General features: G+C 52.3%; 23 protein-coding genes. 2 read left to right on the top strand and 21 right to left on the bottom strand.

Annotated features, from left to right (window positions below; genetic code table 11):
* Positions 1-14: 14 nt before the first annotated feature.
* From DPRO_RS10300 to DPRO_RS10240, 13 genes are all read right to left on the bottom strand, one after another.
* Positions 15-536, bottom strand: coding sequence for a TlpA disulfide reductase family protein (locus tag DPRO_RS10300; RefSeq protein WP_097011957.1), 522 nt, complete (start codon positions 534-536; stop codon positions 15-17).
* Between the two features lie 213 nt (positions 537-749).
* Positions 750-1,400 carry a P-loop NTPase family protein gene (locus DPRO_RS10295; protein WP_097011956.1) on the bottom strand — a complete coding sequence of 217 codons (651 nt, stop codon included), beginning with the start codon at positions 1,398-1,400 and terminating at the stop codon, positions 750-752.
* A complete protein-coding gene (locus DPRO_RS10290) occupies positions 1,400-1,723 on the bottom strand; it encodes an FtsB family cell division protein (protein ID WP_097011955.1) in 324 nt (107 codons plus the stop codon). The genes DPRO_RS10295 and DPRO_RS10290 overlap by 1 nt, the downstream gene beginning before the upstream one ends.
* Positions 1,716-2,675, bottom strand: coding sequence for a metallophosphoesterase family protein (locus DPRO_RS10285; RefSeq protein ID WP_097013714.1), 960 nt, complete (start codon positions 2,673-2,675; stop codon positions 1,716-1,718). Before DPRO_RS10285 ends, DPRO_RS10290 begins: the two co-directional genes overlap by 8 nt.
* The gene (locus tag DPRO_RS10280; RefSeq protein ID WP_097011954.1) at positions 2,665-4,011 is read right to left on the bottom strand and encodes an AAA family ATPase; all 1,347 of its coding nucleotides are present in this window, start codon (positions 4,009-4,011) and stop codon (positions 2,665-2,667) included. Before DPRO_RS10280 ends, DPRO_RS10285 begins: the two co-directional genes overlap by 11 nt.
* Positions 4,012-4,072: 61 nt before the next feature.
* The gene (locus DPRO_RS10275) at positions 4,073-4,582 is read right to left on the bottom strand and encodes a C-GCAxxG-C-C family protein (protein ID WP_097011953.1); all 510 of its coding nucleotides are present in this window, start codon (positions 4,580-4,582) and stop codon (positions 4,073-4,075) included.
* Positions 4,582-5,325 carry a tRNA1(Val) (adenine(37)-N6)-methyltransferase gene (locus tag DPRO_RS10270; protein ID WP_097013713.1) on the bottom strand — a complete coding sequence of 248 codons (744 nt, stop codon included), beginning with the start codon at positions 5,323-5,325 and terminating at the stop codon, positions 4,582-4,584. The genes DPRO_RS10275 and DPRO_RS10270 overlap by 1 nt, the downstream gene beginning before the upstream one ends.
* 6 nt (positions 5,326-5,331) lie before the next feature.
* Positions 5,332-6,873, bottom strand: a complete 1,542-nt coding sequence (murJ, locus tag DPRO_RS10265) for a murein biosynthesis integral membrane protein MurJ (protein ID WP_097011952.1) — start codon at positions 6,871-6,873, stop codon at positions 5,332-5,334.
* Positions 6,874-6,969: 96 nt separating this feature from the next.
* Entirely contained in the window at positions 6,970-7,785 is an 816-nt protein-coding gene (mutM, locus tag DPRO_RS10260; RefSeq protein WP_097011951.1) for a bifunctional DNA-formamidopyrimidine glycosylase/DNA-(apurinic or apyrimidinic site) lyase, read from the bottom strand.
* 135 nt (positions 7,786-7,920) lie between these two features.
* The gene (locus DPRO_RS10255) at positions 7,921-8,457 is read right to left on the bottom strand and encodes an acyloxyacyl hydrolase (protein ID WP_097011950.1); all 537 of its coding nucleotides are present in this window, start codon (positions 8,455-8,457) and stop codon (positions 7,921-7,923) included.
* 209 nt (positions 8,458-8,666) lie between these two features.
* Entirely contained in the window at positions 8,667-9,155 is a 489-nt protein-coding gene (locus DPRO_RS10250) for a hypothetical protein (protein ID WP_232005550.1), read from the bottom strand.
* A 51-nt stretch (positions 9,156-9,206) separates the two neighbouring features.
* On the bottom strand, positions 9,207-10,409 hold the full coding sequence (locus DPRO_RS10245; protein WP_097011948.1) for a ChaN family lipoprotein: 1,203 nt from the start codon (positions 10,407-10,409) through the stop codon (positions 9,207-9,209).
* A 16-nt stretch (positions 10,410-10,425) separates the two neighbouring features.
* A complete protein-coding gene (locus DPRO_RS10240) occupies positions 10,426-11,139 on the bottom strand; it encodes a DUF429 domain-containing protein (protein ID WP_162291173.1) in 714 nt (237 codons plus the stop codon).
* Between the two features lie 176 nt (positions 11,140-11,315).
* Between DPRO_RS10240 and DPRO_RS10235 the strand changes: the two genes are divergently transcribed.
* Positions 11,316-12,740 carry a DNA integrity scanning protein DisA nucleotide-binding domain protein gene (locus tag DPRO_RS10235; RefSeq protein ID WP_097013712.1) on the top strand — a complete coding sequence of 475 codons (1,425 nt, stop codon included), beginning with the start codon at positions 11,316-11,318 and terminating at the stop codon, positions 12,738-12,740.
* A 505-nt stretch (positions 12,741-13,245) separates the two neighbouring features.
* On the opposite strand, the gene DPRO_RS10230 is transcribed toward DPRO_RS10235, so the two are convergent.
* The 6 genes from DPRO_RS10230 to DPRO_RS10205 all read right to left on the bottom strand — a co-directional run bounded on the left by DPRO_RS10230 (position 13,246) and on the right by DPRO_RS10205 (position 22,728).
* On the bottom strand, positions 13,246-14,199 hold the full coding sequence (locus tag DPRO_RS10230) for a hypothetical protein (protein WP_097011946.1): 954 nt from the start codon (positions 14,197-14,199) through the stop codon (positions 13,246-13,248).
* 180 nt (positions 14,200-14,379) lie between these two features.
* The gene (locus DPRO_RS10225) at positions 14,380-15,426 is read right to left on the bottom strand and encodes a GGDEF domain-containing protein (protein ID WP_232005549.1); all 1,047 of its coding nucleotides are present in this window, start codon (positions 15,424-15,426) and stop codon (positions 14,380-14,382) included.
* Positions 15,427-15,542: 116 nt separating this feature from the next.
* On the bottom strand, positions 15,543-16,193 hold the full coding sequence (locus DPRO_RS10220; protein WP_097012874.1) for an IS1595 family transposase: 651 nt from the start codon (positions 16,191-16,193) through the stop codon (positions 15,543-15,545).
* A 124-nt stretch (positions 16,194-16,317) separates the two neighbouring features.
* Positions 16,318-17,298 carry an HD-GYP domain-containing protein gene (locus DPRO_RS10215; protein WP_097011945.1) on the bottom strand — a complete coding sequence of 327 codons (981 nt, stop codon included), beginning with the start codon at positions 17,296-17,298 and terminating at the stop codon, positions 16,318-16,320.
* A gap of 49 nt (positions 17,299-17,347) precedes the next feature.
* A protein-coding gene (locus tag DPRO_RS10210; protein WP_097010290.1) for an IS5 family transposase occupies positions 17,348-18,101 on the bottom strand; the annotation gives its coding sequence in 2 pieces (ribosomal slippage) (positions 17,348-17,765 and positions 17,764-18,101; 756 coding nt in all).
* 235 nt (positions 18,102-18,336) lie between these two features.
* Positions 18,337-22,728: a PAS domain S-box protein gene (locus DPRO_RS10205; protein WP_162291172.1), complete on the bottom strand. Its 4,392-nt coding sequence runs from the start codon at positions 22,726-22,728 to the stop codon at positions 18,337-18,339.
* Between the two features lie 179 nt (positions 22,729-22,907).
* Here DPRO_RS10205 and DPRO_RS10200 point away from each other — a divergent pair, with 179 nt between their 5' ends.
* Positions 22,908-23,672, top strand: coding sequence for a substrate-binding periplasmic protein (locus DPRO_RS10200; RefSeq protein WP_097011943.1), 765 nt, complete (start codon positions 22,908-22,910; stop codon positions 23,670-23,672).
* A gap of 77 nt (positions 23,673-23,749) precedes the next feature.
* On the opposite strand, the gene DPRO_RS10195 is transcribed toward DPRO_RS10200, so the two are convergent.
* Positions 23,750-25,942: a sensor histidine kinase gene (locus tag DPRO_RS10195; protein WP_097011942.1), complete on the bottom strand. Its 2,193-nt coding sequence runs from the start codon at positions 25,940-25,942 to the stop codon at positions 23,750-23,752.
* A gap of 8 nt (positions 25,943-25,950) precedes the next feature.
* Complete coding sequence (locus DPRO_RS10190) at positions 25,951-26,529, bottom strand: DUF4390 domain-containing protein (protein ID WP_097011941.1); 579 nt, start codon at positions 26,527-26,529, stop codon at positions 25,951-25,953.
* Positions 26,530-26,595 lie beyond the last annotated feature (66 nt).

Genomic DNA, 26,595 nt, shown 5'->3' with positions numbered 1-26,595 from the left:
GACAATCACTTCCGTTATTTGACCACTTCCTTAATGGCCTTCAACAGTGCGTCCTTGGTTTCCGCTGCACCCACTTTCTTGAACAGCACTTCCATCGTATCCATCTTCACGATGTAAAATGTAGGAGTCGGCACTTCACCCAACGCCTTGTGCACGGTGTAATCCTCATCGTGGAACAAAGGGAACTGCACTTCGTACTTCTTCTGGTAAAACGCCGTTTCATAAGGCGTATTGCCAAGGGCGATGCCTATCATCTTGATTTTTTTAGACAGGCCTTCCTTCTCAAGTGCATCATAGAGGGCATTGAGGTGGGGTGCATCACGCTGACAAATCGGGCAATACATGCTGTAGCCTTCAACAAAGAGATACTCTGCCTGGATGTCTTTGGGCTGGATGGTGTCCGAAGTCACACCCAAGTAGGACTTTTGAGTTTCAGACAGCTTCCCCGCAAGTGTTGCTTGAGGGAAGATTTCACCGGCCATTGCAGTGCTTGTCAGCAGGCAGGTCAATATAAGAAATAAAAACAGACGTTTCATGGCATACTCCTTTACGAGCCACAGTATTGAGTAGCGGCTCTATCATAATGAGGAATACCACAACAGGCTGTCGCTAGCCAGTTGCTCCTCTAAAAAAAGGGCTGAAAGACCATCCCCATCAGACTCTTCAGTATGGGGAAAAAGACGGCACCCTACAACCACATGCATCATTACGATGCTTTCACACTTATTGTTACAACGTGGGTAAATACGTCATTTGACGCGTGTCACCGAAGCCCCGTGCACCTTATCCGGACGCAGTTCGAAAATCCGATCCGCAGCTTCGGCAAAGAGATCGAGGGGGTGGTGGCTGATGACTAGCAATTGCAACGACAGCTTGTTCGCTATCTCGTTGATCAACTGCATGAATTTGGGAATTAGCGCCGGTTTGAGCCAGCAATCCTGCTCATCAAGCACCAGAAATGGGCGATGTTGATGCTCGGGCAACTGGGACAAAGCAATGAGCCGAAGTCCGACAGAGAGGATATTACATACGGAACCACCCTGCCCCGTCATGATATCTTCGATCTCATCCTCATTGCCGCGGTTCTGAATCCTGAACTCGATCTGTAGCCGGTTGTTTTTGATCTCCCGCTCAGTGACGACCACGCGGTCCTGTCCAAGGATTTCTCGAATGGCATGGGTCAGATTCAACTCGACTTCATCCAGTATCTTCCCGAACAACGCCTTTGAGAGTTCTTCCAGGCGGTCACGCGCACTGGGGGCTAAAACAAGGAAATCCCTCGCCGAATCCAAGTGACCCCGGACACGCTCATGCTCATTGTGCAGCCCTTCTGCCAATGCGGACAACCGATCAAGGCGCCGTTCGACCGCCCGAAGATCTGGGAGAGTCGGGGATTCCACTACTGATCTCCATCCACACGGTTTTCAACCGCAGCCAGATCCGCCTGAATTTTCCGAACGTGCTGGGAATACTCGGCCACGACCTGCTCGTTTTCCTGACGCTTTTTCTGCAACAATGCCTGCAACTCCGCCGGATCACTGGTTCCGTACTCGGCCTGTGCCTGCTCTTTGAGAGCATCCAGTCGGCTGGAGAGGTCAGCGACCTGCTGCTCGGTCCGGACTTTCTGGTCGCGCAACTGTTCATATTGGTTTCGAAGATTGGCAAGCTCCTGTTCCAACTGCACATCCTGATTATTACCAAAACCATTCTGAGTATTATTCATTATCTATGACCTCCTCGTAGAGTTCCCATATAAGTGCACCTTCGCGAGTCTCGCGCTGCACATTGTCTACCAAAAACTGTTTCAGACCCATGCCTTCCTGGGTACGTTGCCAGGCCAACCGCTCAAGCCCTTTCACATAATCCGACTCACTGACACTGCTTTCTTCCTGCACCGGGAACGCCTGATCGGGAAACACCACATCAAACGGCTCATGAGGAATGACCCACTTTTCCAATTCTTCTGCCCCCGGGGTCCAAATAGCCGCTGCAGGCTTTCGCACCTTGGACAGTTCCGTGAATGTCAGACGGGTAATATTGCCCGGGTTGGCCCAAGTGGTCTGGCCCTTGCGTATGGTCGGCTGTGGCCGATGAATATGTCCGTTAACGAGCCAGTCGATACCGGGCAGCTCCTTGATGGAGTAGGCACGGTCGATAAATTCGGGGAAGCGGATATTGTGATGCGCCACCCAGATCACGGTATCCGGCGTATCTTCTTCCTGTTCATACGATTTGGGTAATGGTGTTCCATCCGGGCTGCCGCAGACGAGCGTTTGTGTATCCCCGGTATCCAGAACGAACTGGGGACCATATTCTTTCATCAACCGAACAACGCCAGCCGCCTCCAAAACAGCCAGACTGACATCACTGGTGAAACGGGACTGGTACTTGTCGTGGTTGCCCACCAGAATCCAGATGTTGTTTTTACCCGGATGCTCACCAAAAATGCGGATCAACTCCACAAGCATCTTGTTGGAGTTGTCTCTGGGCCAGTGAAAGACATCTCCAAGGAAAACCACAGGCATATCCAACGCATGGGCATGCTCAAGGCACGCCTCCAGCTTGCTCATGATCTGATCAAGATAACCATCGAGCCGCTGTCCCGGCGGAGTGTCTGCCAGATGGGGGTCGCCGATGAAAAACAACCCTTTACCTTTTACGATATCAACACCCATGACCACACCCCCGATCAAGGAAATCTCCGGCGTTCATGTCACCACCGCATGTGGGACACTGGCCTATGGCCTCAACCCGTTCCGTAATGGTGGACTGCAACGACTCCAACTGCTTCTCCAAGTCCTGCAACGCTGCATCATACTTGTTTTTGTTCACCGCCAGGGTCTGCATCTCAGCAAGTAGCACCTCCAATTCACGGGGCGGTTGAACGACCGGAGGCTGTAGCAGCGTATCCATGACTTGCATCCGCCGATCCCCTCTGTTCCATCTGGTTCGGGATGCGATCATGTCGTCTATGAGACTGGATAGATGACGCGTATCGTGAAGCGCGGGAGGAGCGGAAAGGCCTGATATCGTTGACGCCTGTTCTCCCATTCGTACCAGTTGTCGTTCTACTCCAAGGAGTTGCTCACAAAACGACGCAAGACGTTTGGTATCATGAATATCCGAAGGTTGAGCCAGACCCTGTAAAACCTGATTGGCTGATGCAGTTCGCCTGTGATCGTCTGTCACCTGCTTCAATTGTGCGAGGAGTACATGAAGGCTTTTCACATCCTGCAATTCAGGCGCTGACTGCACCGCATTTAGGACCTCGACCCGTTGAGACTGGACATCGAGAGTGCGACGAACCGCTTCCTGTTCATTAACCGTTCGCTCAAGCGTTGGGATTTGCTGCTGGAGAGTATGCAAGGCCGCCTCTGTTTCCCGCGCCTGCTCCACGGCCATGGAGATATCCGGTAACAATTCAAACGCATCCAAAGCCGTTTCCACTTCATGTAGCCGATTGGAATGATCCCGCTCTTCACGCTTGGCATCCTGCGTCCTGCGCTTCAAGAGATTTTGCATGGCTAACAGGTGCGCTGATTCAGTGGATGCCGCAAAAAAAGCGGCTGCGTCAGAACCGGGGCTATTGAGCAGAAAAACCGGATCACGCTGATTGCCCACATGGACATCAATGGGATCCTTGTTTCCTTCCAGTTCAACCAGATTCAGTCGCAGGGCAGCAAGCACGTCTTCGGGAGGTTTGCGGCCGAACTTCCAGTACTCCTGCGGCTCATCGGCTCCGGGTTGCCAAATTTCATATCCGGGTGAGCGTTTATTACGAATCCAGACAACGCGAACGCCATCATCCATCTCCAATGTCACACGCGCTTCTTTGGCTCCATGCCGAATGAAATGCTTTGGCACCGGATTGGTGGCTATACAGCGAAGGGCTTCCACAATGGCGGATTTGCCGGTGTTGTTTGGTCCGGTGAGGGCGTTGACCCCGGGACCAAGCTCCAGCTCGGTGTACTCGTGCGCCATGAAATCCTGCAGGATGATCTTCGTTATCATTGGATTACCGTTATAACATAACTATTTATAATACAGTCAAAATATATAATTATCGACCACTTTACGATTGTGGCGAGGCGTGGCCCACCCTTGCAGGGTCAACTGCATATCCATGCTCCTGCAGAATATCCAGGGCCGTCCCCACTCCGAACACCACGTACTGAATACATTTTCGGATCAACCGCTTTTCCCTGAATCGCTCCTGCCCTTCAGGCGACGAAAAATCACACCCTATCAACGCCTGGCAATTAAGCGACCCACAGCGTTTTTCAAAGCGTTCGACGAACTCCTGAACCAAAACATAGGCAGGCTCGTAGTCTTCGCCGGGAGCCGACCGCCCTGCATACAACCCAAGCCCCATGATGACACCGGAAACCACGCCGCATTGACCGCACGTACGCGATGCACCACTGCAAAAGCCTGTGGCCAGAGGAATGTAAGGTGTTGCATCAATATCACCAGCATCCGCAAGGAGCTTCAGAGAGGTCTCGGCACAATACAGCTGCCCGCCACCGAAAATTTCCGCCACACGGTCCGTCAGTGTCATTTTTTCTGTCTGTGTATTATCCATCACGCGTTACACCTCAAATATTCACAATAATTCAGTGCGTCCTCGGTAAAGCGAGTCTCTCCGCCCCTTCGCTCGTGTAATACCAATGGTGGCTCAACCCGAAGTCCGGGCGACCCTGCCTTAATCGCTTCCATCAGTACGATCTTGGGTGGCGCATCCAATCGACCATACACCAACCGCATCCGCTTGGGCTCCAACTTGTTGTCATGGAGCGTCGTCATGATCTCCGAAAGTCGTTCTGGCAGATGAACAAAGGCAAATTTGCCGCGGGTTTTGAGGGCCACTGCCGCACACCGGACAAACGATTGAAGGCTCCCACGGTGTTCGAATCGGGCAGTCTTTCGTCCCTCGCCACGGCTTGCCCTCCCCCGATCCAACTCACGATAGGGCGGGTTGGAAACCACGAAATCCACCACCGCATCAGGGCGCCAGGTTGCCACATCTCCCTGCTGAATCGTCAAGCTATCGGTAAGCATTAAGTGCTCGACATTGCTCTTTGCAGAATCACATGACGTGGTGTCGATTTCGACACCGGTGATCGTCAATCCCGGCTGACGAAGAAGCATCCCTATACCAACGACGCCACACCCGCACCCGAGATCAATCCCGACTTTTCTACGCCCAGGAGAGGCAAAGCAGGACAGAAGCAATGAATCGAGAGAAAAACGATATCCCCCCTCCGGCTGGTTCATGCCCCGTGGAAAATACTCTCGTCGAGCCAGCACGGTTTCAGCATCGACCATCTCCAATTATCCCTCGCTCCGCTTTCTGCGCATACGCGCCCGTATCAAATCAACAACCATGGTCGCTTCCGGCATCCGCAACTTATGCGCGGCGAGCAGATAAAACGCTACCCACGCCGGGATGCAGGCAACCCACCACGGATGCCACGCCACGGAATACCACGCTCCCACACCAACACATCCGCTGACCGCGACCACTTTGACCGCGCTGCCCAAAGCAATAAGCTGACTTTTTCGCCTGCGCATCAGCAAGACATAGAGCAGGAGCCAGTTGAGCATGGAAGAGAGACTGACCGCCAACGCCAAACCGACATGCCCGATCGATTGCATCAGGAGCGCACCGGCCCCCACATTGACCACCAGACAAACCACGGCAATACGAACCGGCGTCTTGGTGTCTTCCAGCGCATAGAACCCAGCCACCAAAGGACGGGAAAGCGCTATGAAGGGCAACCCGATGGAGTAGGCGACCAGCGCGCTCCCCGTTGCCACGACAGCCTCGGGCGAAAACGCTCCTCGCTCGAACAGCAGGGCGACAATAGGGTCGGCCAGCGCAATCAACCCGGCCGCAGACGGTACGGCAATGAACATGGTCAGTCCGAGGGTTGACCGAAGCGCTCCGTCAAACGCGCCCATTTCCCCTTTGGCCGCCAGCTTGGAAAGACTGGGCAAGGCCGCAGTGGAAACAGCAATGCCGAACACCCCAAGCGGGAATTGCATTAATCTGTCAGCGTAAAATAGATAGGAAACCGATCCGACCGGAAGGAATGAGGCAAGCAACGTACTCAGCAGGATGTTCACCTGATAGACGGCGGCCCCGAAAACCGTGGGCAGCATGAGCAACCCCATGCGAATGACACCCTTGTTCTTCCACGACCAGACACCGCGCCATGAGAACCCGGTAGCCTTGAGGAACGGCTGCTGCAACATCCACTGGCCAAGACCACCGATCAGCACACCGTAGGCCATGGAGTAGGCGACATTGTAGCCGAAGTAATAGCCGAACAGCGCAGCCCCAATCAGGGCGACGTTCAAAATGATAGGCGCCAGCGCTGGGGCAAGAAAATGATCTCGAGCATTGAGAATCCCCATGCACAAGGCAACACTGCAAATAAGGATGGCATACGGGAAGCAGATGCGTACGATCTCGACAGTGGCATCGAACAGCTCGGGATTGTCGATGAACCCGGGCGCGATGACCATGGTCAGCGGGCGAGCCAACCACATCACCAACAAGGTGATCCCCCCAAGGATGACACCAAGCCAGACCATGGCCGAACGGGCCATCTCCTGAGCGGCCTCATCCCCCTCTTCCTCGCGGATTCGGGAGAAGACCGGTATGAACGCCATGGTTAAAGAGCCTTCGCCAAATAGCCGACGCAGCAGGTTGGGGATACGGAAAGCCACGAAAAATGCATCGGCGAACAACCCGGCCCCGAGGGTGAAGGCAACGATAACATCCCGCACAAACCCAAGCAGCCGGGAAAGCAGCGTTGCTCCCGCAACCACGGCCGCCCTCTTTGCTATGATCTTTCCATGTTTGTTCAATGTTTGGTCTTTTTTATAAATATAAAGTTATCGAAAACCTATCGATTCTATCAACTCAAATGGTAGTCTAGATTTTATCTAGAGAAATACAACAGCTCATATAGGTTGGCATTTTGGGCAGAATGTCGAAGTTCGCCCAGCCACCTTGGCAACATTCAGGCACGAGTCGCACCGGCGGCACAACTCACCTTTTCTGCCATACACAAAAAAACTGTTTTGAAATGCACCGGCATCACCATCTGCGTTGACATAATTCCGTATGGAACTGCCGTTTTCTGCAATAGCCTGTTGAAGCACCTTCTGCAATTGGCTGAACAACTCCACCAGCAAGTCATAATCCACATCGCAGGCACGGGTGGCCGGATGAATACCAGCCCGGAAGAGTGACTCATCCGCGTAAATATTGCCCACACCGCTAACAATCTGCTGATCGAGCAGTAACGCCTTGATCCGCCCTTTACGGTCTGCGACTCGTTTCGCAAGGATCTCCGGGCTGGTCTCCAACGGTTCAGGTCCAGCCTTTTTCAGAAAATCCCATTCCTTCAGTTGGCCAGGCCCGAAAAGACGCACATAGCCAAATCGACGCATGTCGGAAAACGACAGGAGCGACCCGTCATCCAGCGACATCATCAACCGATCGTGCTTCTCTGGAGAACGCATGGCGCCATGCACCACCCGACCGGTCATTTTCAGATGGAAGGCCAATGTATGCCCATCAGCCATCTCCATAAGGAGTATCTTGGCACGTCGATACACACGCTGAATGGTTTTGCCTGGCAAGGCGGGAAGAAGGGTATCCGCTGGATCGCTCAGGCGGGTCAAATCAGCATGGACGATCATATCCACCATCCGACCGGACAGTGTAGAGTGCAGTCCACGGGCAATTACTTCGACTTCAGGCAATTCAGGCATGTCATGTGGTACCCGAAAAGGCGGGGTCTGAAAAGGATTCAGTAACAACCGGCAGACGGTTCCGCATAGCTGGCAGAGTCGAATTGAGATAAAGGATTTCGGGCTGTTTACATATTGTAATCATATCGTAAACAATCAAAAACAGTAACCTAAACGGACACCTAGGTTATCCATCCCTTCATTGGGATCAGCGATATACGCATTGGACATGTGTTCGTATTGAAGAGAAATATTCCAGTTTGATGTCAGGCGATACCCTACGGCACCCCCTACACGGAAGAGCAGTGAAGAGCCGAACGATTTCCGGTCATTGTCATCCGTATCCAGTTTCCCGTTATGAGCAGAACCACCGAGGTTCAAGTCCACGAAAAAGTCAGGGGTCATATCGTATTCCCAGGTTAGCCCAGCATACACATGTGAGGTGTCACCCGCGGTATTCAACGTCGCCCCTACGTGCGGGCGCGGAGCAAAAAGGACGGACAGGACCTCTGGCGAAACGAACAGAATCTCACCATTCACATCCACTCCCTGTTCCCTTTTGAAGCTCCAGAAATCGATATCATGAGAGTACACACCGCCCCGTACCTCGGATATGAACGCTGGCTCACCAGCACTGGCCGATGTCACGACTAAACAGAGCAGCAGGACAACCAACAATTGAGTACGCAACATATAACCCCTCCATGCTTGGATTTCCCCCTGCATGTACACTGTTTGCGGTTTAATGGCGAATACTCTGGTGGCAAATGGTCAACACAGCCGAAAAAGCCCCTGCCCTTCCGACAAACAACGGGAAGGACAGGGGAGTGATGAGTAACGATTTGAAAACAAGTCAAACAGCCGTAATTAATCGTTGTTTGACGCTTTCAGCCAGCAGCAGGTTATTTCTTGCAAAACGTATCCAGCATAAGCTGTTCGCCTTCCGGTGCAACACTGATCCAGTAGACCAGATCACCGCTGAACCAGATCAGATGCCCCTGACCCATGCCTTCAAAGCGATAGACGGCGGTAGTTCCATGGTCCATCCGGCTGGGATTCTTGAATGGGGAGCGCGGATTCTCGTACATCATATGCACCATCTGCCCGGTCTGTCGGCGTGCTTCCTTTTCGGATGAGACCCGGGAAACCCACACTTCGGCTGGCCGAATCTTCTCGCCCGGGACCGCATATCTTGCCACAACGCTTTCTTCGGCTGGCAGCGATTTACCGTGCAGCTTATCCACTTCCTCCTGGGCAGCATCACCTGTCACCAACTGAATGCGATGCATGTCGCCAACTCGCTCAGGCATGAGGTCGCCAAGAGAAGCGGCCAGAGCGCTTCCTGCCGAAAGCGCGATGAACAGAAGCAGCAACAAACATTTCTTCATCATTTTTTTCCTTATCGTAACTTGTTAAATGCCCACTAAAAAAGACAAAGCAGCTTACCGGACACTTTCCGACTCTGCCTTCCCCTTTTTGCCTAGCTTACCAACATTGACGGAGAAAACCGCTTCGCCGCGACGCACGACAAAGACCAGATCCTCATCCGCTTTATAAACTTTGGTTCCTGCCATATGCAGACTGAAAAGATAGTCGAGCGGGATATCGGCAGCTTCGAGCAGCACATCCCCGGGGCGCAATCCGGCCTCGTCTGCGCGGGAGCCTCGTTCAACCTGTTCGACCAGCAAGCCACCTTGCCCTGTAGCCACAAGGGTGGCCCCCATTTTGGAGCGGTACTTATCCGGACAGTAGAAAAACACATCGCCTGAATCCTTATCAAACGATCCACCACGCCACGGCATGACAATCAAAGTCTCGGCATCGGGATCAAACTTCTTCAACCGACGGGCTATCCCCCAGCCATTTTCCACATGGGCGCTCCCTGCTATGATCACTACCGGCCAGTCGTATCGCTTGCGTAGCGCAACAGCCTCTTCGGCCATCTTGGAATCCCAGATGGACTGGACAAGGAAAAACCGTTCACGCTGATCCGGGTCGTCTGTATCCCGCGTACTGTGCTGGGCAAAGACCTCGTCCAAGAACGCTTTTTGCTCCTTGGCAGGAGGCACAATTTCAGCAGGTAACAACGCACGCTCTTCGTCGGTCAACGATTCGAGGCCGTTTTCAGTTATCTTCTTGGTCACGGACCTTGGCGCATTCAGGCCGGATATGGGCAGACTGTGTTCACGGACAATCTCGAACAACCCTTCAAAAAGTGAATAGGGGTACCCCCACCGCTCACTCCATTCAAGCTCTTCCTCCAGATCAGCCACTTCGATCATACCCGCGGCAAAGTCATCCAGCACGGGCTGCTTATCCACGGCAACCATCTCCAGGCCCACAGCAGGTGGCGTGTCACTCTGGGACAACCGCGAAACAATCTGTTGCTGTATGGAGTGATCACAAATATTTTTATGACCTTCACCCAACAATATGTAATCCTTGCCTTTAGCCATATCCAAAACCGCATCCAGAGAAAGCCGTTCCCCTTCGGGGGAAATGAAATCACCACTGGACGGCACAAACGTCACATCCAATGGAGGATGCTCAACACGTTTCATACAGGCCCCCAAAGCAAAGGTCAGACACAACAGCAGGCATATGGCCGTTTTTTTTCTGCTCAGCACTCGCTTGTTCCAATTCATCACTACTCCGCTTCGTTCAGGAAAACTCGTGATACCAAATTGCCATTGGCACATTCCGGCTATCGTATTGCGGCGGTGAGGGGTAGGATCGCAGACTCCCCGCCGACGACCATGCCGTCACAGCCAGTATCATGGCATCAGGAATGTCATCCCGGGCCACGTCTTTTCGATAGTAACTGTTCAACGCCTTTTCATACAAGGTGTGCACATCGGGATGGCGGCTTCGGATAACGGCAAGCCGCTCCTCAATGCCCTCCGGCGACTTCTTACCATGTATCAATTCCCGTCCCGCCGCCAAGGAAAAGCACAATTCAGGATGACTTTCCCGCACGACTTCACGACACGACGGATTTGCTTGCACCACACAATCGACATCCTTAATCTTCGGCACAATATTCCAGAATTGCTTGCTTATCTTCTTTCCGGTAAGTTGCCGATTTACCTCGCATGCCAACGGGTAATCCAGGGCATCAAGCACCCCACGCACCCCTGGCGTGAAGATTGAAGCACCTCTCCCTCCAAGCCGTTTACGGGCCAATGAATCGGCATTGCGCAAATACGGAGCGCAGTCCGGCAGGCCGATGGGGATATCCACCATGATGCATGCTGCCGCGTCGTGTGCAGCCCACAGGGAAGAGAATTTCGCATACAGCGAGCATGACACGCTATTTTCTTCAATGATAACAGCAAACCAGCCAGCCCGACAGCCGTCAACTCCAACATATTTCATCGTCATTCCATACCTGTGGTCGTACGTCTGCGCAATAATCTTCGCTTTTTTGCACTTTTTCCATGAAACATCTCTTTAAAATGGCAATATCACGCTGTTTTCTGGACTTTCTTTATATTTTGAGGATACAGCTTTTCAAGGATCGCATGGATGCAAAGGCGATCATAGGAGAACTGATGAGCGATGCATCGTTTGAAAACATATGTATTTTTCATATTCTGGATGGCCTTCGAGATGGCTTGTCTCATTTTTCGCAGCCCTGCCGTGTCGCACTTATCTACTCTGAAGGCCCCACTTCTCCCCCTCGCATCTGCGACCCTCAAGGATTGCTTGAAGGACACGAGCCAAAGCTTCGTGATTACTACCTCTACAGCAACAAATGGCGTCAATATCCGACGCCGAGTCGCGCCGTGCATGTAATGGAAGACGAGGGCGATCGGCTCGGCATGTCCGGCATCATCACCCTGGCCGCCAAATCAAAGCACATGCACTATCAGGCATGGTTCACCGATGAGCACCCTGACATGTGTTCCACCGGCCCCACCAAGCGCTGGCTGGAATACGCGGCAGGACTCCTTTCCCAAAATTTCGCCACAAGGGATGTGCAAAACCTCGACACAGCAGGTTTTGTCCTCCAGCACTGCTCAACGCACGCCGTGCGCGACTACATCGTCGATGAACGCAGCAGGCAGGGCTGGCTTGATACCAATATCCGCATCTACCCCTTCCTCGATTCCATTCTCGGCGTATCCAGCACGCAGGAGGAAGGCGAATGGCCCCGTGGGCGCGTTGTAGTAGTCGAACCGAGCCAGATGGAGCGGGTTCGCTTTGTCTGTCGTTTCCCGGAAATGGAACAACCCCGCCTTGAGGACCACAAGCATGTTCGCAAGCTGTTACAGGCCGTCGAGGAATCAGGCCGCGTGCTGGTTTCAGACGGACAGCGCATACTGGGAGTCGCCATCGGCCCCATGCCGGGATCATACATGGCGGCACAGTTCAGCGGCAGACATGGTTTTCTGTGGCTCAAGAACTCACTGATCTGCAGCTTTTACGAGGGGAGATTCCACTCCTCCAACCTTCGGGCCAATCTGGTCCAACTGGAAGAGCAACTCCTTGAAACCGACATGTCCATGGAAGACCAGCACACCCTGCTCCAGATTGTTTCGCTCATGGTGAACAGGGTTCGTGACCGAAAGCACGGCTGCACCCTTGTCATCGATACGGCTGTCGAGCCAATGACCATGGCTGGCCAGCACTTTGTAAAGGAACTGGACCTTCAGGAATCCAGCCAGCTCAAGCTCGCCTGTTCCCTTGCCAAGCTGGACGGCGCACTTCATGTGGGCCGCGATCTCAAGCTGCACGGTTTTGCCTGTCTTATGGATGGCCGCAGCGTGCCTGGCGAAAACCGCGCTCGCGGCGCCCGCTTCAACTCCGCGCTTCGTTTCACGGCAGAACATGAGGATATCGTGGTTGTGGTTGTCTCGGCCGACCGACCGGTCTCCATCATCAAAAATGGTGTCGAGATGACAGCGCTTTGTCACTACCAGCAAATCAAAGGGCTTGGACGTCCGCCCATGCTGGCGGAATGGATCATGTCCTGACCACACCCGTGACAAACTGGATAGCCGACCCGATATTCTGGATCATTGCCCTTCCTGCACTGGCAGCATCCGGCATATTGATTCAGATGGCACTGAGCCTGTTTTCCTGTTGCGGCACATTCAAATTTCGCGGCAAACCAATTCACCTCAAGTGGTGGATGATACCCGACCATGGGCGCAACCACAGCAGGACTGTGGGCACTGGCCGCTCTCTATGTCCTGCTTTCGTGACCCCTATCCCTTCAAACCGTTGAGACCTGTTCATCTGATTGTCGTTTCAATGTAACAAAAAGAAACGCAGTCCTTCCCGCAATGCGCCATATTCCGCTTATCAACAACGTATTAACGCAATGCGGGGAAACCATGATCTGGCTCACACACAAACGGTACACGCACGATTATATTTCAGGGCAGTTGAACACCATATGTTCAAGGATGCGACGGGACACGCGACGCATGGTCATCATAGCCTCAGTCGCTGTCGTACTGATGGCAGTATTGCAGGTCACCTATCTTTGGGAGTTCCTGTACGCCTGATCGCAAGGAATACCATTAGAACCACTGCGAGCAAGCCACCCGAAAGCCAGCCTGTCATCGGCTCCAGATTTTCACCCGTCGCAGGCTGTGGAATGGGATTAACGATCTGTGCCTTATCGAGATAGAGGGCTGCTGGAATCGCAAATCGTGCCGCAACAGTCTGATCGACAACCGGAACCGGAGGGACAGCCTCCACCAGCATGGTGGTCGCGTCTTCTCCTTCCATGATCCGCTGCATAACGAGTCCGGCCTGCCGCCCCTGGTCCTCGGCCACAGGTACGACTCCACCCAGCGCACCCGAGCCTATTGCCTGTTGGCGAACGGCGAAAACCGGTGCATCGGAGCGATCGGCCAGCATCCGGGACACTCCACTCTGAAGAGGAGCAGAAGATGTCGCAACGGGATCATACTGTAACAACAAAATAGCGCCCGACATCGGAACGCTCGCCGCTACATCGCGAAGCGTATCCATATCCAGGCCATTGTCATCGCCCGGCTCATACCCGGGGAATATCAATGAAGCTCGGTCCATATATGGCGCTATGGCAGCCTCAGCCTGCCTGCGAAGCCGCTGCGATTCATCGGACCCATCAATGATTCCGACAACAATCGATGTCTCCGGCCGAAGAGCGAAGATAAAATCCACTGTTTCCGCTACACCCAGGTCCATGGGTACACCGCTGCACGATGCACACGACATGAGTCGCTGGGGGTCAGGGGCAGGCATTGAACAATAGACCACCGGAACCAGTGGAGCCAAATCCTCGCGATATTTGCGTAAAAAGGCGTATGCGACCGGTCCGTCGGCGATGAGGCCGTCGAGTGACTGATCTCCGTACTTGTCAGAAATGCTTTGAAAAACCGTTTCAAAGTGTTCGACACCATCCTGAGCATTACCCACGGGCAAAGCGTCGACATTCATGCTGGAGGGCAGTGTATCAACGAGCCCCTCAGTAACTCCTGCAATCCAATCTGAGCTGGTGTCTGTAGAGTGAAGCAGCAGAACGGCCCCTGCTGACGCACTGGTGCCACACAGCAGAAAACAACACACTGCAACAATGCAATACATATTGCGTGAGAATAAGAACATGAGCGTTTTTAACTAGGATTCTTCGGACTGACAAACCCTGTTTCTTCCACTGTTTTTCGCCATGTACAAGGCGCTGTCCGCAGCACTGATCAGTTGCCCGACATCCCAGCCTTCCCGCCACTGCGCCACTCCAATGGATACGGTAAACTTGATCTGCTCATCCAGCTGTCCGTCATGGCGATTGCGGAAGTCATAGGATTCGACGCTGGAACGAAGGGCTTCCGCCTTGATGTAGGCCGACTCCAGATTCAAATTCCTGGTGACGACCACGAGTTCCTCTCCACCGTAGCGAGCGGTAAACCCCTGGTATAAAATGGCATGCGTAGTGAGAATTCGCGCAAGAGCACGCAACACGTCATCCCCTGTCTGGTGTCCGTATGTATCGTTTACACGCTTGAAATGATCCACATCAATCATCATGAGACACAAGGGCGGAGAATCGCCCTTGAGACCGGACACAGCTTCACTGAGGTACGCGTCAAAAGCCCGCCTATTGTGCAACTCCGTCAGCATCGGATCAAAATTGGCCGTTCTCTCCAACATCTGAGCACGGGCATTCAGCGTTCGGGCTTCCTCCTTGAATTCGGCGATCAGTTCGGTGAACAATTCACGAACCTTACCAACAATGACCGACTTGGAATCACCGGAAGAGATCACACCGACCGTATGCTCCTTGAAGGCGGCCAGCTTACGTCGCTGCCGCTGGTTGGAGCCATGCATGGTATCGATGATTTCACCCATCTCATTAAGCAGTTGTGCTGCTGACCGTTTTTCTCTGGTCAGAGCCTCTTCAAGCTCAAGGGCGCCGATTGTCTGCATGATGTACATGTCGAGCATGGCGACCACTTCCTCGAAGTGCTCTGTAGAAAAGTCCTTCTTTGCCAGCTCCTTGAACAATTCACGCTGGATTTCCACCTTCTTGTCATCGGAATAGACAGACAACTTGGAAAGCAAATTCCGGACAAACAACACGACAGCCAGCCAGTCGGAATCATCCTTGACACCAGACGTCCTCATCAGGGTGGTGAAACCATCCATGCCAAAACCATTCCCGCCCATACAACCTCATTTCTCTCTGGTGTTTTACGATAAAAATTCCACTTACTATTCGACATATATGGCAGGAGGAAGGAGATGGTAAAGGTATTTTTTACTTAAGGGGCTGTACCAGATAACTAGCCCATATGTCTTCTAACCCACTGTTTCAGTTGTTTAAACTGGCTTCGCGGATTGCTGTTATTAAAACGCCACTCGCATTCCTTTAAAAACAGAGAAAAATGCTTGGTTGGAATGCCGTTGAATTTCCTCATATGGCGTTTGGCCTGGTTCCAAAAATTCTCGATTCCATTGATGTGGTTGTGGCTATCTGCAAACAGCTTCGAGTGGTTGATTCGGAAGTGTTTGAACGCTGACACATCAAGGACATTGTAGCCATACCAGCAGTCCGAGTAAACCACACTGTCTGGCTGGATTCTTTCCTGAATAATGGGAAGCAAGGTTTTACCTTTCGCATCAGGAATCACCTGTGTATAGACCTTCCCGCCCCTTTTAAGGATTCCAAAAACAGGAACCTTACCAGCCGCCCCACGTCCTCTTTTGCCCTTTCGCTTGCCACCGAAGTAGCTCTCATCGACCTCAAATTCGCCAAAATCCATCCCTTCACAGGACTCTTCTACCGCTATGATTTCCCGGAGCCGGTGAAAGTAATAGGCGGCTGTTTTGACGTTCACACCAACCAGATCGGCAGCGCAACGAGCTGTCGTGCCAGCCACAAAATGTTCGATTAAACGAAGCTGCTTGTCCTTGCTCAAACGACTTTTTCGCATTGCCATACCGATAACCCAAAGGAGTTATCTGGTACAGCCCCTTACTTAATAACAAGACTAATACGCCAAACCATGAAGGAGAGGCGAACACGGATTGTCCAGAGAAAGGGGGGAGGATGGATCGCTAAATCATGTCAGCGCCACTGAGCACTGCAACAAATCGTTTGAAGACATTCATGTCCAGGGCATCACGCATGCTGTTTCGCATGAGCGACAGGGCTGCATACGGGTCCATGGCCTCTGCATAAGGGCGTTCACTCGTCAGCGCGTCGTACACGTCGGCAAGAGAGATGATACGAACCGGCAGTGGAATATTCTCACTCTTGAGCCCAGCCGGATAGCCGGTACCATCCAGCTTTTCATGATGAAAGAGGATGCAGTTGATCGTGTTCTGGGTCATGGGCAGGTGCGAGCACATTGATACACCGTGTACGGGGTGTTCCTTGATTATTTCGCGCTCCGACTGCGTCAGGCTTCCCCGTTTGTTGAGAATACTCCGGGGTATCTTTGCCTTGCCGACATCATGAAGCAGCGCCCCCAGACCGCACTCGAACAGCTCGTTCTCACCCACCTCGTAGGTATGACACATGGCCACGGAGCATATGAAGACATGCATACAATGAGTATATGTCTTGTAATCGTGTGAGATAAAGGGAGCCACGGAAGACAACGAGTTGTCCGAAGCAAGGAACTTGATGGAATTCTTCACGATATCGGAAACGCGTGCGAAGTGACGCGCCCGAAGGGTGCTCGGCAGCTTGTTATCGAACACATCCTGCATGACCAGCGTGGATGCTTCGTAGAAAATTTTGGATCGCAGTTCGATGGGCAGGTTTTCATCCTGAAGGATCCGCCCGAGGTGCTTTTCAATGTACTGCTCGTACTGCACCTTTTCGGAGCTCTGGATATAGACTTCACCGATATCGTTTTTATGAAGAACGCGACAATGACTGGGGGTAAATTTCTGCCCGGAGCTTGTATAGAGAATGAAGTCCCCCCCGCGCCAGAGGTAGACTGAAAAATCCCCCAAAGCTTCCGGAAACAGCATGACCGGCGAAACGGGGAAGTAGGATACCGGCCGAGCGGCACTGATCTTTGTATCCATCCCTTTGCAATATAATATCTGAATCAGGATTGCTAGGGTGTGTCGACAATCACTTCAGCCACAGCCACATTGCTCCTACGTACACGAAAGCAAGATAGGACGTCGCCAGCTTGTCGTATCGTGTTGCAATCCTTCGAAACTGTTTTAAATTTCCAAACATACACTCTATAGCACTTCGCTCCTTATAGAGATGTTTGTCATATGTTCGCCTTGTCTTTCTGTGAGAGCGAGGAGGGACAACCGGATTGGCATTCATGGCTTCAATTGCCATTACAATTTCATCTGAATCATAGCCCTTATCAGCAAGGACATGCTCGGCAGCCTGTCCTTCAATAAGCGGAATCGCCATACTGCAATCCGCTGTATTTCCAGGTGTTAATATGAATTTAGTTGGACATCCGAGAGCATCTGTGGCAGCATGGACTTTCGTTGAAAACCCTCCTCTAGATTTCCCCACCGACTGCTGGAGGTGCCCCCTTTCCGCCAGCCGAATGCTGATGAGCTCGCACTATTGTGCTGTCAATCATGAGCCATTCAGTATCAGCGTCTACCGCAAGCGTGTTGAAGATCATTTGCCATACACCTTTCTTGGCCCAGCGGATAAATCTCTTATGGACCGAAGACCACTTGCCATAGCTTTCTGGCAAATCTCGCCAAGGCGCCCCTGTCTTGCCAATCCACATGACTGCATCAATGAATAGCCTGTTATCTTTTGCAGTTACACCGCAGTCACTTTGTTTTCCTGGAAGATATTCTTTGATTTTATCCCACTGATCGTCGCGTAGAGCGTGTCTTTTTTGCACTGCCAACCTCCTGCCAAGAAGTATAGCAAATCTCAGAATGATTGTCGACACGCCCTAGCAATAATCGCGAGATTTTCTAGATTTTCGGGGTTTCGTACAATAGTGCCTGTGGAAATCTCTGTAAAACTTGGGAATAAATGATACAAGTTTAAACGGAAATCGGCCTCAAAATACCCCCAAAAGGGAAATTTTGCCCCTGAAAATCAGATAAAACGACGTCAGAAGGTCGGGAATTCTAATGCACGGGAGGAGTATCCAATCGGGCCAGCACAGCCGTCATGTCGTCCATCTCCACAGGCTTGGCGATGTAGTCGCTCATTCCGCTGGAAAGGAACAAATCACGATCTCCGGCCATGGCGTGAGCAGTCATGGCAATGATGGGGATTGTCGGGTCGATGAAAGAATCGGGCTTGGCTTCACGGATCCTTCTCGTGGTCTCAATCCCGTCCATCCCGGACATCTGAATATCCATGAAAACAGCATCATACCGAGTTGATTCAAGCTTCTCCAGCGCCTCCAGACCATCCTCGGCCACATCCACTTCATGACCAAGCTTGTTCAACATCCGTGCAGCCATCAGTCGATTGACCCGATTATCTTCTACCACCAGTAGTTTCAAGCCCTTAGGCACTGTGAGTGCATCTTCGGCAAGCACATTTTCCGCATGCAGAGCCGGATCGTATTCAAAGGACAGGGTTATGTAGATACTGGTCCCCTCACCTTCGATGGTATCCACTTCCAGCGAACCGTTCATCAACGACACCAATCGTTTGACAATCCCCAGTCCGAGACCTGTTCCCTGGTGTTGTCGAACATACGATCCATCAACCTGAGTAAATGGCTCAAAAATAAGATTTATTTTATCCTGTGGAATACCAATTCCAGTATCTTCAACAATCAACAACAACCGGACCTTCTTCTTCTCTGGATCAATTTGAAGTGGGGATAGAGAAACCCTGACGCTTCCTGATTCCGTAAACTTGACGCTGTTACCCACCAAGTTGAACAGAATCTGCCGAAGCCGTCCTTTTCCGCCAACGACAATTTCGGGAGTATCCGAATCCACCTCGCCGGAGAGACTGACATGCTTACCTTTGGCATCGCCACGAAACGTGGCAAGCACCCCGTTGACAAGCTGTCTGGGCGAAAACGGTTCCACAGCCACTTCCAGCTTGCCAGCCTCGATCTTGGAGAAGTCCAGAATGTCATTAATGATCGAGAGCAGGCTGCGACCCGACATGAGAGCCGTATCCACATAGTCACGCTGTTCTTCGGTCAGGTCTGTTGTCTGTGCCAATTGCAACATGCCAAGCACACCATTGAGGGGCGTGCGCACCTCATGGCTCATGTTCGCAAGAAATTCATTTTTGGAATGGTTGGCGGCCTCTGCCTGCTCCTTGGCTTTCAGCAGGTTCTGATCGGCTTGTTTGCGACCAATGGCGAGCGCAATCTGCTCCGATACCGATACCAGGAGGTCCACGTCGCGCATGGAGTACTGCTCCGGGTTGGTGTACGACTGCACCGCCATGACGCCCATGACGGAACCGCCGACCTTGAGCGGCACACCCAGCCAGACTTTTGACTGGGAACCGGCCATAACCGACTCAGTCAGCCCATGAAGGCGCATGAAGTCTTCGCGCAACATGAATGTCGCGTCTGCCAGATGCTCATTGTTTTTCCCTGAGACCTGTTCGGCACGAATCATCAGGGGTTTGCCCGATCGGATAACCTCCACGGAAAGGCTGGCGACATTCGGATCCTTGGTGTCGAAGGTCACGCCCTTGTTATTATCTTTTTCATCCTCGAAATACGTGAACGTCATGTAACGGCGGGTTTCATCCAGCAAGCCAACAAAGAAATTGGTGGCATTCATGTTCTCACCAAGGACGGCATGAATGCGCTGATACAGTTCATCCAAATCCGAAGTAACACTGACTGCCGTTGAGATCTGATACAACATAGTGGCAACAGTTTCATTGTACTTACGGTCGGTTATGTCAGACAGGGTCCAGATGACCTCACTGAAAGGCAATGCCCTGTTCATTGTCTTTGCAAACAGGCTCACCCAGATCAGTGAACCATCAACACGTTGCAATTGCCACTCCCCTTCATACCCTCCACGTTGTCGCAAATCGCGCTCACACTCCTTGCGGAGTTTCAGGTATTCCTTCTGAGAGCGGAAAAGGGAAGACGGTTTGATGCCCGACATGGCTTCAGAAGTATAGCCGAGCATTTCCGCACCCCGCTTGTTGACACGCGAGATTACTTCTTTCTGCGTCAGCCCGATCCCGAAAATCGTGTTTTCCTGTAGCGCATTGACTTCATTCAGGGTTTTCCGAAGCCGATGTTCCACGCGCTTCTGTTTGGTAATATCCACAAGCGAGACAATGGCCTGATCCGTACCGGGAAGGCGGGTGACCTGAACATAAACATGGCGAATCTTGCCGCCTCCGGTCACAAGGACGAACTCATATGAAACAACGACACCCGGCCGCGCTTCCAGACAAGATTCAAATTTTAGACGGGCATATTCCTGATCCTTTTTCGATACGAAGCTCAACCAGTGCGCCGCTCCTTCGACCTCTTCCCGCTTGGCCTCGACCAAATCCAGGAACCGCTGGTTCGCCTTGGAGATCGTGCCATTTCCGTACACCAGAAGGCTGGCAGCACCTGAAGCCTCGAAAAGAATCCTGTAGCGCCGTTCTGAATCAAGGCGCTCTGCTTCCGCCTTGAGGCGTGGCCCGATATCGCGAACCATGGCCACATACCCGCCCGAATCACCCTCTGCCGTATCTGGCATGGTGGATATGGACATGTCCGTGATTATCCGTTTGCCCATGTAATCCACGAAACGCCACTCTCCAACCCATGCTCCGGCTCCCTGAAGCGTTGGAAGAACCACATCCTTGAACCGCTCGTAAAACACATCCGACTCATGGAATGCACGGAGTTCCTTTCCAACTATCGCCCCTTTGCTGAACCCGAACTTGGCAATGGCAGCCGTGTTCATGTCTGTGAGTCGGAGTTGACTGTCCAAGAGCAGAATCGGATCGATGGAACTTTCAAAAATAGCCCGAAAATGTTCACGACTTTCCAGCAACCTGGCATGGGCCATGGTCTGATCGGTTATGTCGCGCGTGATGGTTGCAACATGAGTAACCCGTCCATCCTTGTTCATATACGGGTACATGGAAACATCGTAGTGTCTCTCTTCCTTGCCGGTAAATGCAAACCAGGACTTGTAGTTGACGGATTCTCCTTTGAAACACCGTTGCACACGCTTGTGTATTTCCCTTTCAAATATCTTTTTGCCCCAGATTTCGGCCATGCTTCGGCCCAGGATATGTTCCTTGCTCACGGCGTGATGTTCCAGATACGCCGTGTTCACCGCTTCATACACACAGTCCCTGTTACACAGACTCATTATCTCGTGTGATGCGTTGGCAATGAATTCGAATTTTCTGAGCGCCTCTAGCAACTGCTTGTTCTCGTCGATATCAGTGACGGTCAGCAGGCAGACCTCCCTGCCATCCCACTCAAAGAGCACCGCCGAAACCTGTGCCCAGAAACTGGTTCCGTCCAGACGCAGCAACTCGACCTCAAGTTTGGAAAGAAACCCTTTCTCCTTGATTCTGTGGGGAATATTTCGATGAACAGCCTGTTCCGTATGAAAATTGGAAACAGACATCCCGATCATATTTTCGCTATCGACACCAAACTGCTCGCCACTGCTTTTGTTCGCATACACACAAAGGCCGTCATCCATGCGAACTATAAGGATAGGCAAAGGGGAAAAATCCAGCAGAGAGCGAAATCGGGCCTCGCTTGCTCGTAATTCCTTTTCCAAACGGCTGGAATCACTGATATCCGTAACAACGCCTACCAGTCCTCGTTTCCCGTTGGGATGATGGTACTGTGCCTTTCGCACGCGTATGGTGCGTTCCCTGTTGTTGAAGTGGGTTGTCCGCTCGTATTCCTGCACGCCTCCCTCGTCCATGAGGGTTGCATCCTTATCTTCGTAATATTCCTGTTCCTCGGACGAAACCAGACTATCAACCCGCTTGTTGATGATCTGCTCCTTTGGGATACCGATGTATTCCTCGAACGCCTTGTTGCATCCCAGGTACACACCGTTTTCGTCCTTGTAGAATATACTGTCGGGGACGGCATCGATAATGGTCTGTAAAAAAAGAACTTGTGTTTGCAGTTCGGATTCGGTTTCCTGGCGTTCACGGATTTCCTTTTCAAGAAAACACCGATGCTCTTTCTGCCCATCATACCGCTTGAGGCATCGCTCAATAGCCTGTCCGACCTCGGACACCACATCACTTCCTTTGACGACATAATCCCAGGCGCCGGAACGCATGGAACGAACCACGTCATCAACATCCCCTTTGCCGGATAAAACAATGACGGGGATTTCGCATGACAATTCACTCAAAGCAGCAATAACGGAATGCCCATCCATTTCCGGCATCCATAAGTCGACCAGGACGACATCCGGCTTTTCAGTCCAGAAAACGGCAACCCCTGCAGAGCCGTTCGCCGCCTGTAAAACCTCGTACCCCTTTTTTACCAACCCGGTGGCTACCAAAGAGCGAAAGTCTTTGTTGTCATCTATAATCAATACGCGCCGCAATGACCGAACCTCTTTTCCCGCTATTACAATTCAGTTCATTTACGCATATATCAAAAAACACGTTAGTAATATTATATCATTACAATACGCTAATACGGGTCTTTGCTTGTTTCCCAAGCAATAACAATATATAATCCGTTGATTACATTCCATTTAAGGAGAATCTCATGCGAATCGTATTTATCCTGACACTTCTCACAGCCATTCTTTGCACCTCCCCGGCCCTGGCTAGGAATGTGCTCATCGTGGCCAATAGCGACTTTGCCCCCTATTCAATGGAACAAAACGGAATTCCTGCAGGAATAGATGTGGATGTGATAAAAAAAGCCGCAGCGCATTCAGGTATAAACATCGACGTGATTTTTCGCCCCTGGGATGAAATGGAAGCCATGGTTGTGAACGGTGAGTGCGATGGCGCCATCTCTTTCTTTCAGACACCGGCTCGGGAGAAGAAGTTCACCTTCATGAAAAAGGCCCCCATCCACTTCAGCGACTATGTCCTTTTCACCAAAGTCGGCGACAAGTTTTCATTCCGCTCCTATGACGACCTGGCCGACCGTATCATCGGCAGGGTGAAGCAGACCGATCTCGGCACTGAATTCAAGTCAGCAATGGAATCCGGGGTTGTCCAGGTGAAGGAATACCCGGATCAGGCAGCAGCCATTAAAGGCCTTGTTCTGGGCGAGATTGATGCCTTTGCAGGCAACATCGATGTGACATATTACCGCCTCAAGGACATGGGTATGACCAGTTCCATCGTGTATCTTCCCAAGAAGATCATCGCCAAGAAGCCCGCCTACCTGGTCATGTCCCGTTCCTCGGCCCTTGAGAACAAAGAGCAGATCTTCCGTCAGTTGGAGACTTCCATCAGCCGCATGTGGAAAGACGGGTCGTACAACACCATTGCAAGAAAGTACCTGCTTCGCTTCTAGCGCTGGTCAGGACACCATACATCTTATTCGCAAAAAAAGCGGGCCGTCATGTGACGGCCCGCTTTTTTCATTCATGCTCAGGCATCCGGCAAATCAAGGATGAACACTGTTCCTCGCGGATCATTGGCCTCGACCCTGACCTGCCCCCGGTGGTCGGATACAATGGATCGGACAATGGTCAATCCCAATCCGGTACCCCCCTTCTTTTCGGTGTAGTAGGGTTCGAAAAGTCGTGATGAATCCTTGGGGAGCCCTGCACCGTTATCAGCCACGGCAATGGTCACCGTGCCAGCCCCCGTGTCATGAACGGCTGTGATATCGACCTGAGCATCATAGACACCCTTGAGTGCCTCTGCCGCGTTGGTCAGCAGGTTAATAAGCACCTTGCGGATGGCTTCCCTGTCAAAGGGAAATGTCTCGATGGTTGAATGAAAAACAAGTCGCCAGTTGATATCGCGATACGTATTCTCAAACATGCCGACGACCTCTTCCAGCACCGGAGCCAGAAGATCGGGCCGGGGCTGCACCTCGGGCAGCTTGGCGTAGGCAGAAAACTCCGTAACCATATTCTGCAACCGCTCGACCTGCTTGACGATGAGTTCGGTACAATCATCAAAAACCGGCTCACCTACCTGCTCGCCATATTTGCGCTGCAGACGTTGGGCCGACAACTTGATGGGGGTCAACGGGTTCTTGATCTCATGGGCGATGCGTCGAGCGACCTCCCGCCACGCAGCCAGTCGCTGGATTTTCTCCAGCTCGGTAATATCCTCGAACACAGCCACATGCCCGGCCTGACGCCCTCCCACGGTCCGGAGCGACACGACGTTGATCAGCACCTTGATGATCTTGTTTCGTACGGGAAGATCCAGTTGTCGCTGCCACAAGGTACCGGGATTGGCCGAAACCTGCGCCAATGCGTCTTCCATCATGACGGAAAACTCACCGGAAAGCAGCTCAAAGGGCTTCTTGCCTATGATCATTGCCCCCGGCACGCCAAGGATATCTTCGGCGGCCGTATTGACCGTACCTATTCGACCCTCACCATCCATGGAGATGACGCCGGAAGTAATATTGTTGAGCACGGCCTCAATGTACTGACCGCGACGCTCCAGCTCCTGATTCTGCTGGGCAAGGCGCTCATTGGCCTGCTGAACGGATTCCTGCGACTGCTCAAGGTCCTCGGCCATGCGGTTGAAGGACTGCACCAGAAAACCGAGCTCATCGTCGGACCGATCCTCCAGTCGAACGGAAAGATCACCCCGACCGATGCGTTCCGTACCCATGGCAAGGGCCTGTACCGGCGCAGAAAGTTCCTTGGCGAGTCGGAAGCCGAACCAGATGGCCCCGAGGATGATCAGCAGAGCCATCACTCCGAGGGTCAGATAAAGGTTCATCTTCCAGGGATATTTGCGATCTTTGAGCTTCTTGTACTCATCCAGCCCGCGAACGATCTGATCCAGACGATGGAGCAGCCCCTGCCCCACGGTCTCCCCCAGTACGAGATACCCGGTTTTCCCCTCGTCAACAGGGGTTACGCCGAGCACCAGATCACTTCCGGGCTTGGGAATGATCGTTGTCCACGGACGGGGGTCCGCCTTGAGCGACTGCCAGTCGATTTTGTCCTTGATCTCGGGCCACGCCTTGCTCCACTGGGGGGAGGCGTGGGTGTTCTGTTCCTTGCCTTCGGTGTTGATGACACCGACGAGACTGAGATCATATTCTCCGAATTTCTTGTTCAGATAATTGTCCATCCCCTTGCCGCCCCAGGCGTATTCGGACTTGACGATCTCATTGAGCATGACCGTTCCACGCCGCTCCAGACGATCCTGTGCCGAACCGTAAAAGGCCCGTCCCAGCTCCAGCGCCTGCTCCATGGATTCCTCAACCTGTCCTTTGAACCAGTAGTCCACCGAGGTCTGCACGAATTTCACGGAAACAAGATAAATGAGGACTGTGGGGATAAGAGAAAGGGAAATAAAGGCGAGGACCAGTCGAGTACGCAGCTTTGATCCGAGCACGCGACGGCGACGCTCAAGCACGAGGCGAACGGCGTTACGAGCCACATAAAAGAGCATGCCCAGCAACAGCACGACATTGAGAATCAGCAGGTTCAAAATGAGATAGTAGTCGCCGCTGAGATACTTGAGCTCAGCCCAGGTCAGTCCGCCAAGCAGCAGGAACATGACAAAGGCCAGGATATATTCCCATTTCCTTCTGCGCTTTTCCCCGTGGGTGGAGGAAGAAATTCGGATGGGATCAGGCGCCATGGGAGCCTCTAGAAAGTGAAGTTGAGATGAAAGGTGTTGTCCGAACCGGCATCCCACGACCAGAAGTAGACGAATCGGTAGAAGCCGTCAGGGGCGTCCGCCTCGTTCATTGTGGTGATAAGACGCAGACTGTACTCCGTTCCCCTTTCCAGGGATTCCCAAGCACCCAGACGGGCCTGAATACGTCCCCACCCTTCTTCAAGCAATGCTTTAAGATCAGCGTTGTGTATGGGCTGTGACCGTCCCGGAACCACCATCAGAAATTCCTTGGTCAATGGATCGTATTTGATGGAAGACTCGAAATTGTCGGAGCCGATATTGGAATCGAGCCAGTAGTGACGGACCTTGACCAGCTCAACGGAACACTTGAGGACCAGCTCGACGCCGTCCTCCAGTTCCCCTTTAAGAATGGGAAGCTCCATGACTTTCACGCCGAACTGGGCCACGATATTGCCATTGCTGTTGGAGATAGCCGGCGCTTTCAGGCTCAGGGTGCGTGCATGCGCGCCGCCTGCCAATAGCAGGACAGCGATCATGGCGCCCAGCACCAGACGCAGGAAGTGGCTTTTTCGCTCGTTATCAGTCATATACAAAGATTATGTATCAGCAGCGGTTCCAAAGAACAAGCAGTGCCGCACAGTTGTCATCAGACC

The organism is Pseudodesulfovibrio profundus, assembly GCF_900217235.1.
GTDB classification, from domain to species: Bacteria; Desulfobacterota; Desulfovibrionia; order Desulfovibrionales; family Desulfovibrionaceae; genus Pseudodesulfovibrio; species Pseudodesulfovibrio profundus.
The sequence above is the reverse complement of the archived record's forward strand: the minus strand, read 5'-3'. Positions and strand labels throughout refer to the sequence as shown.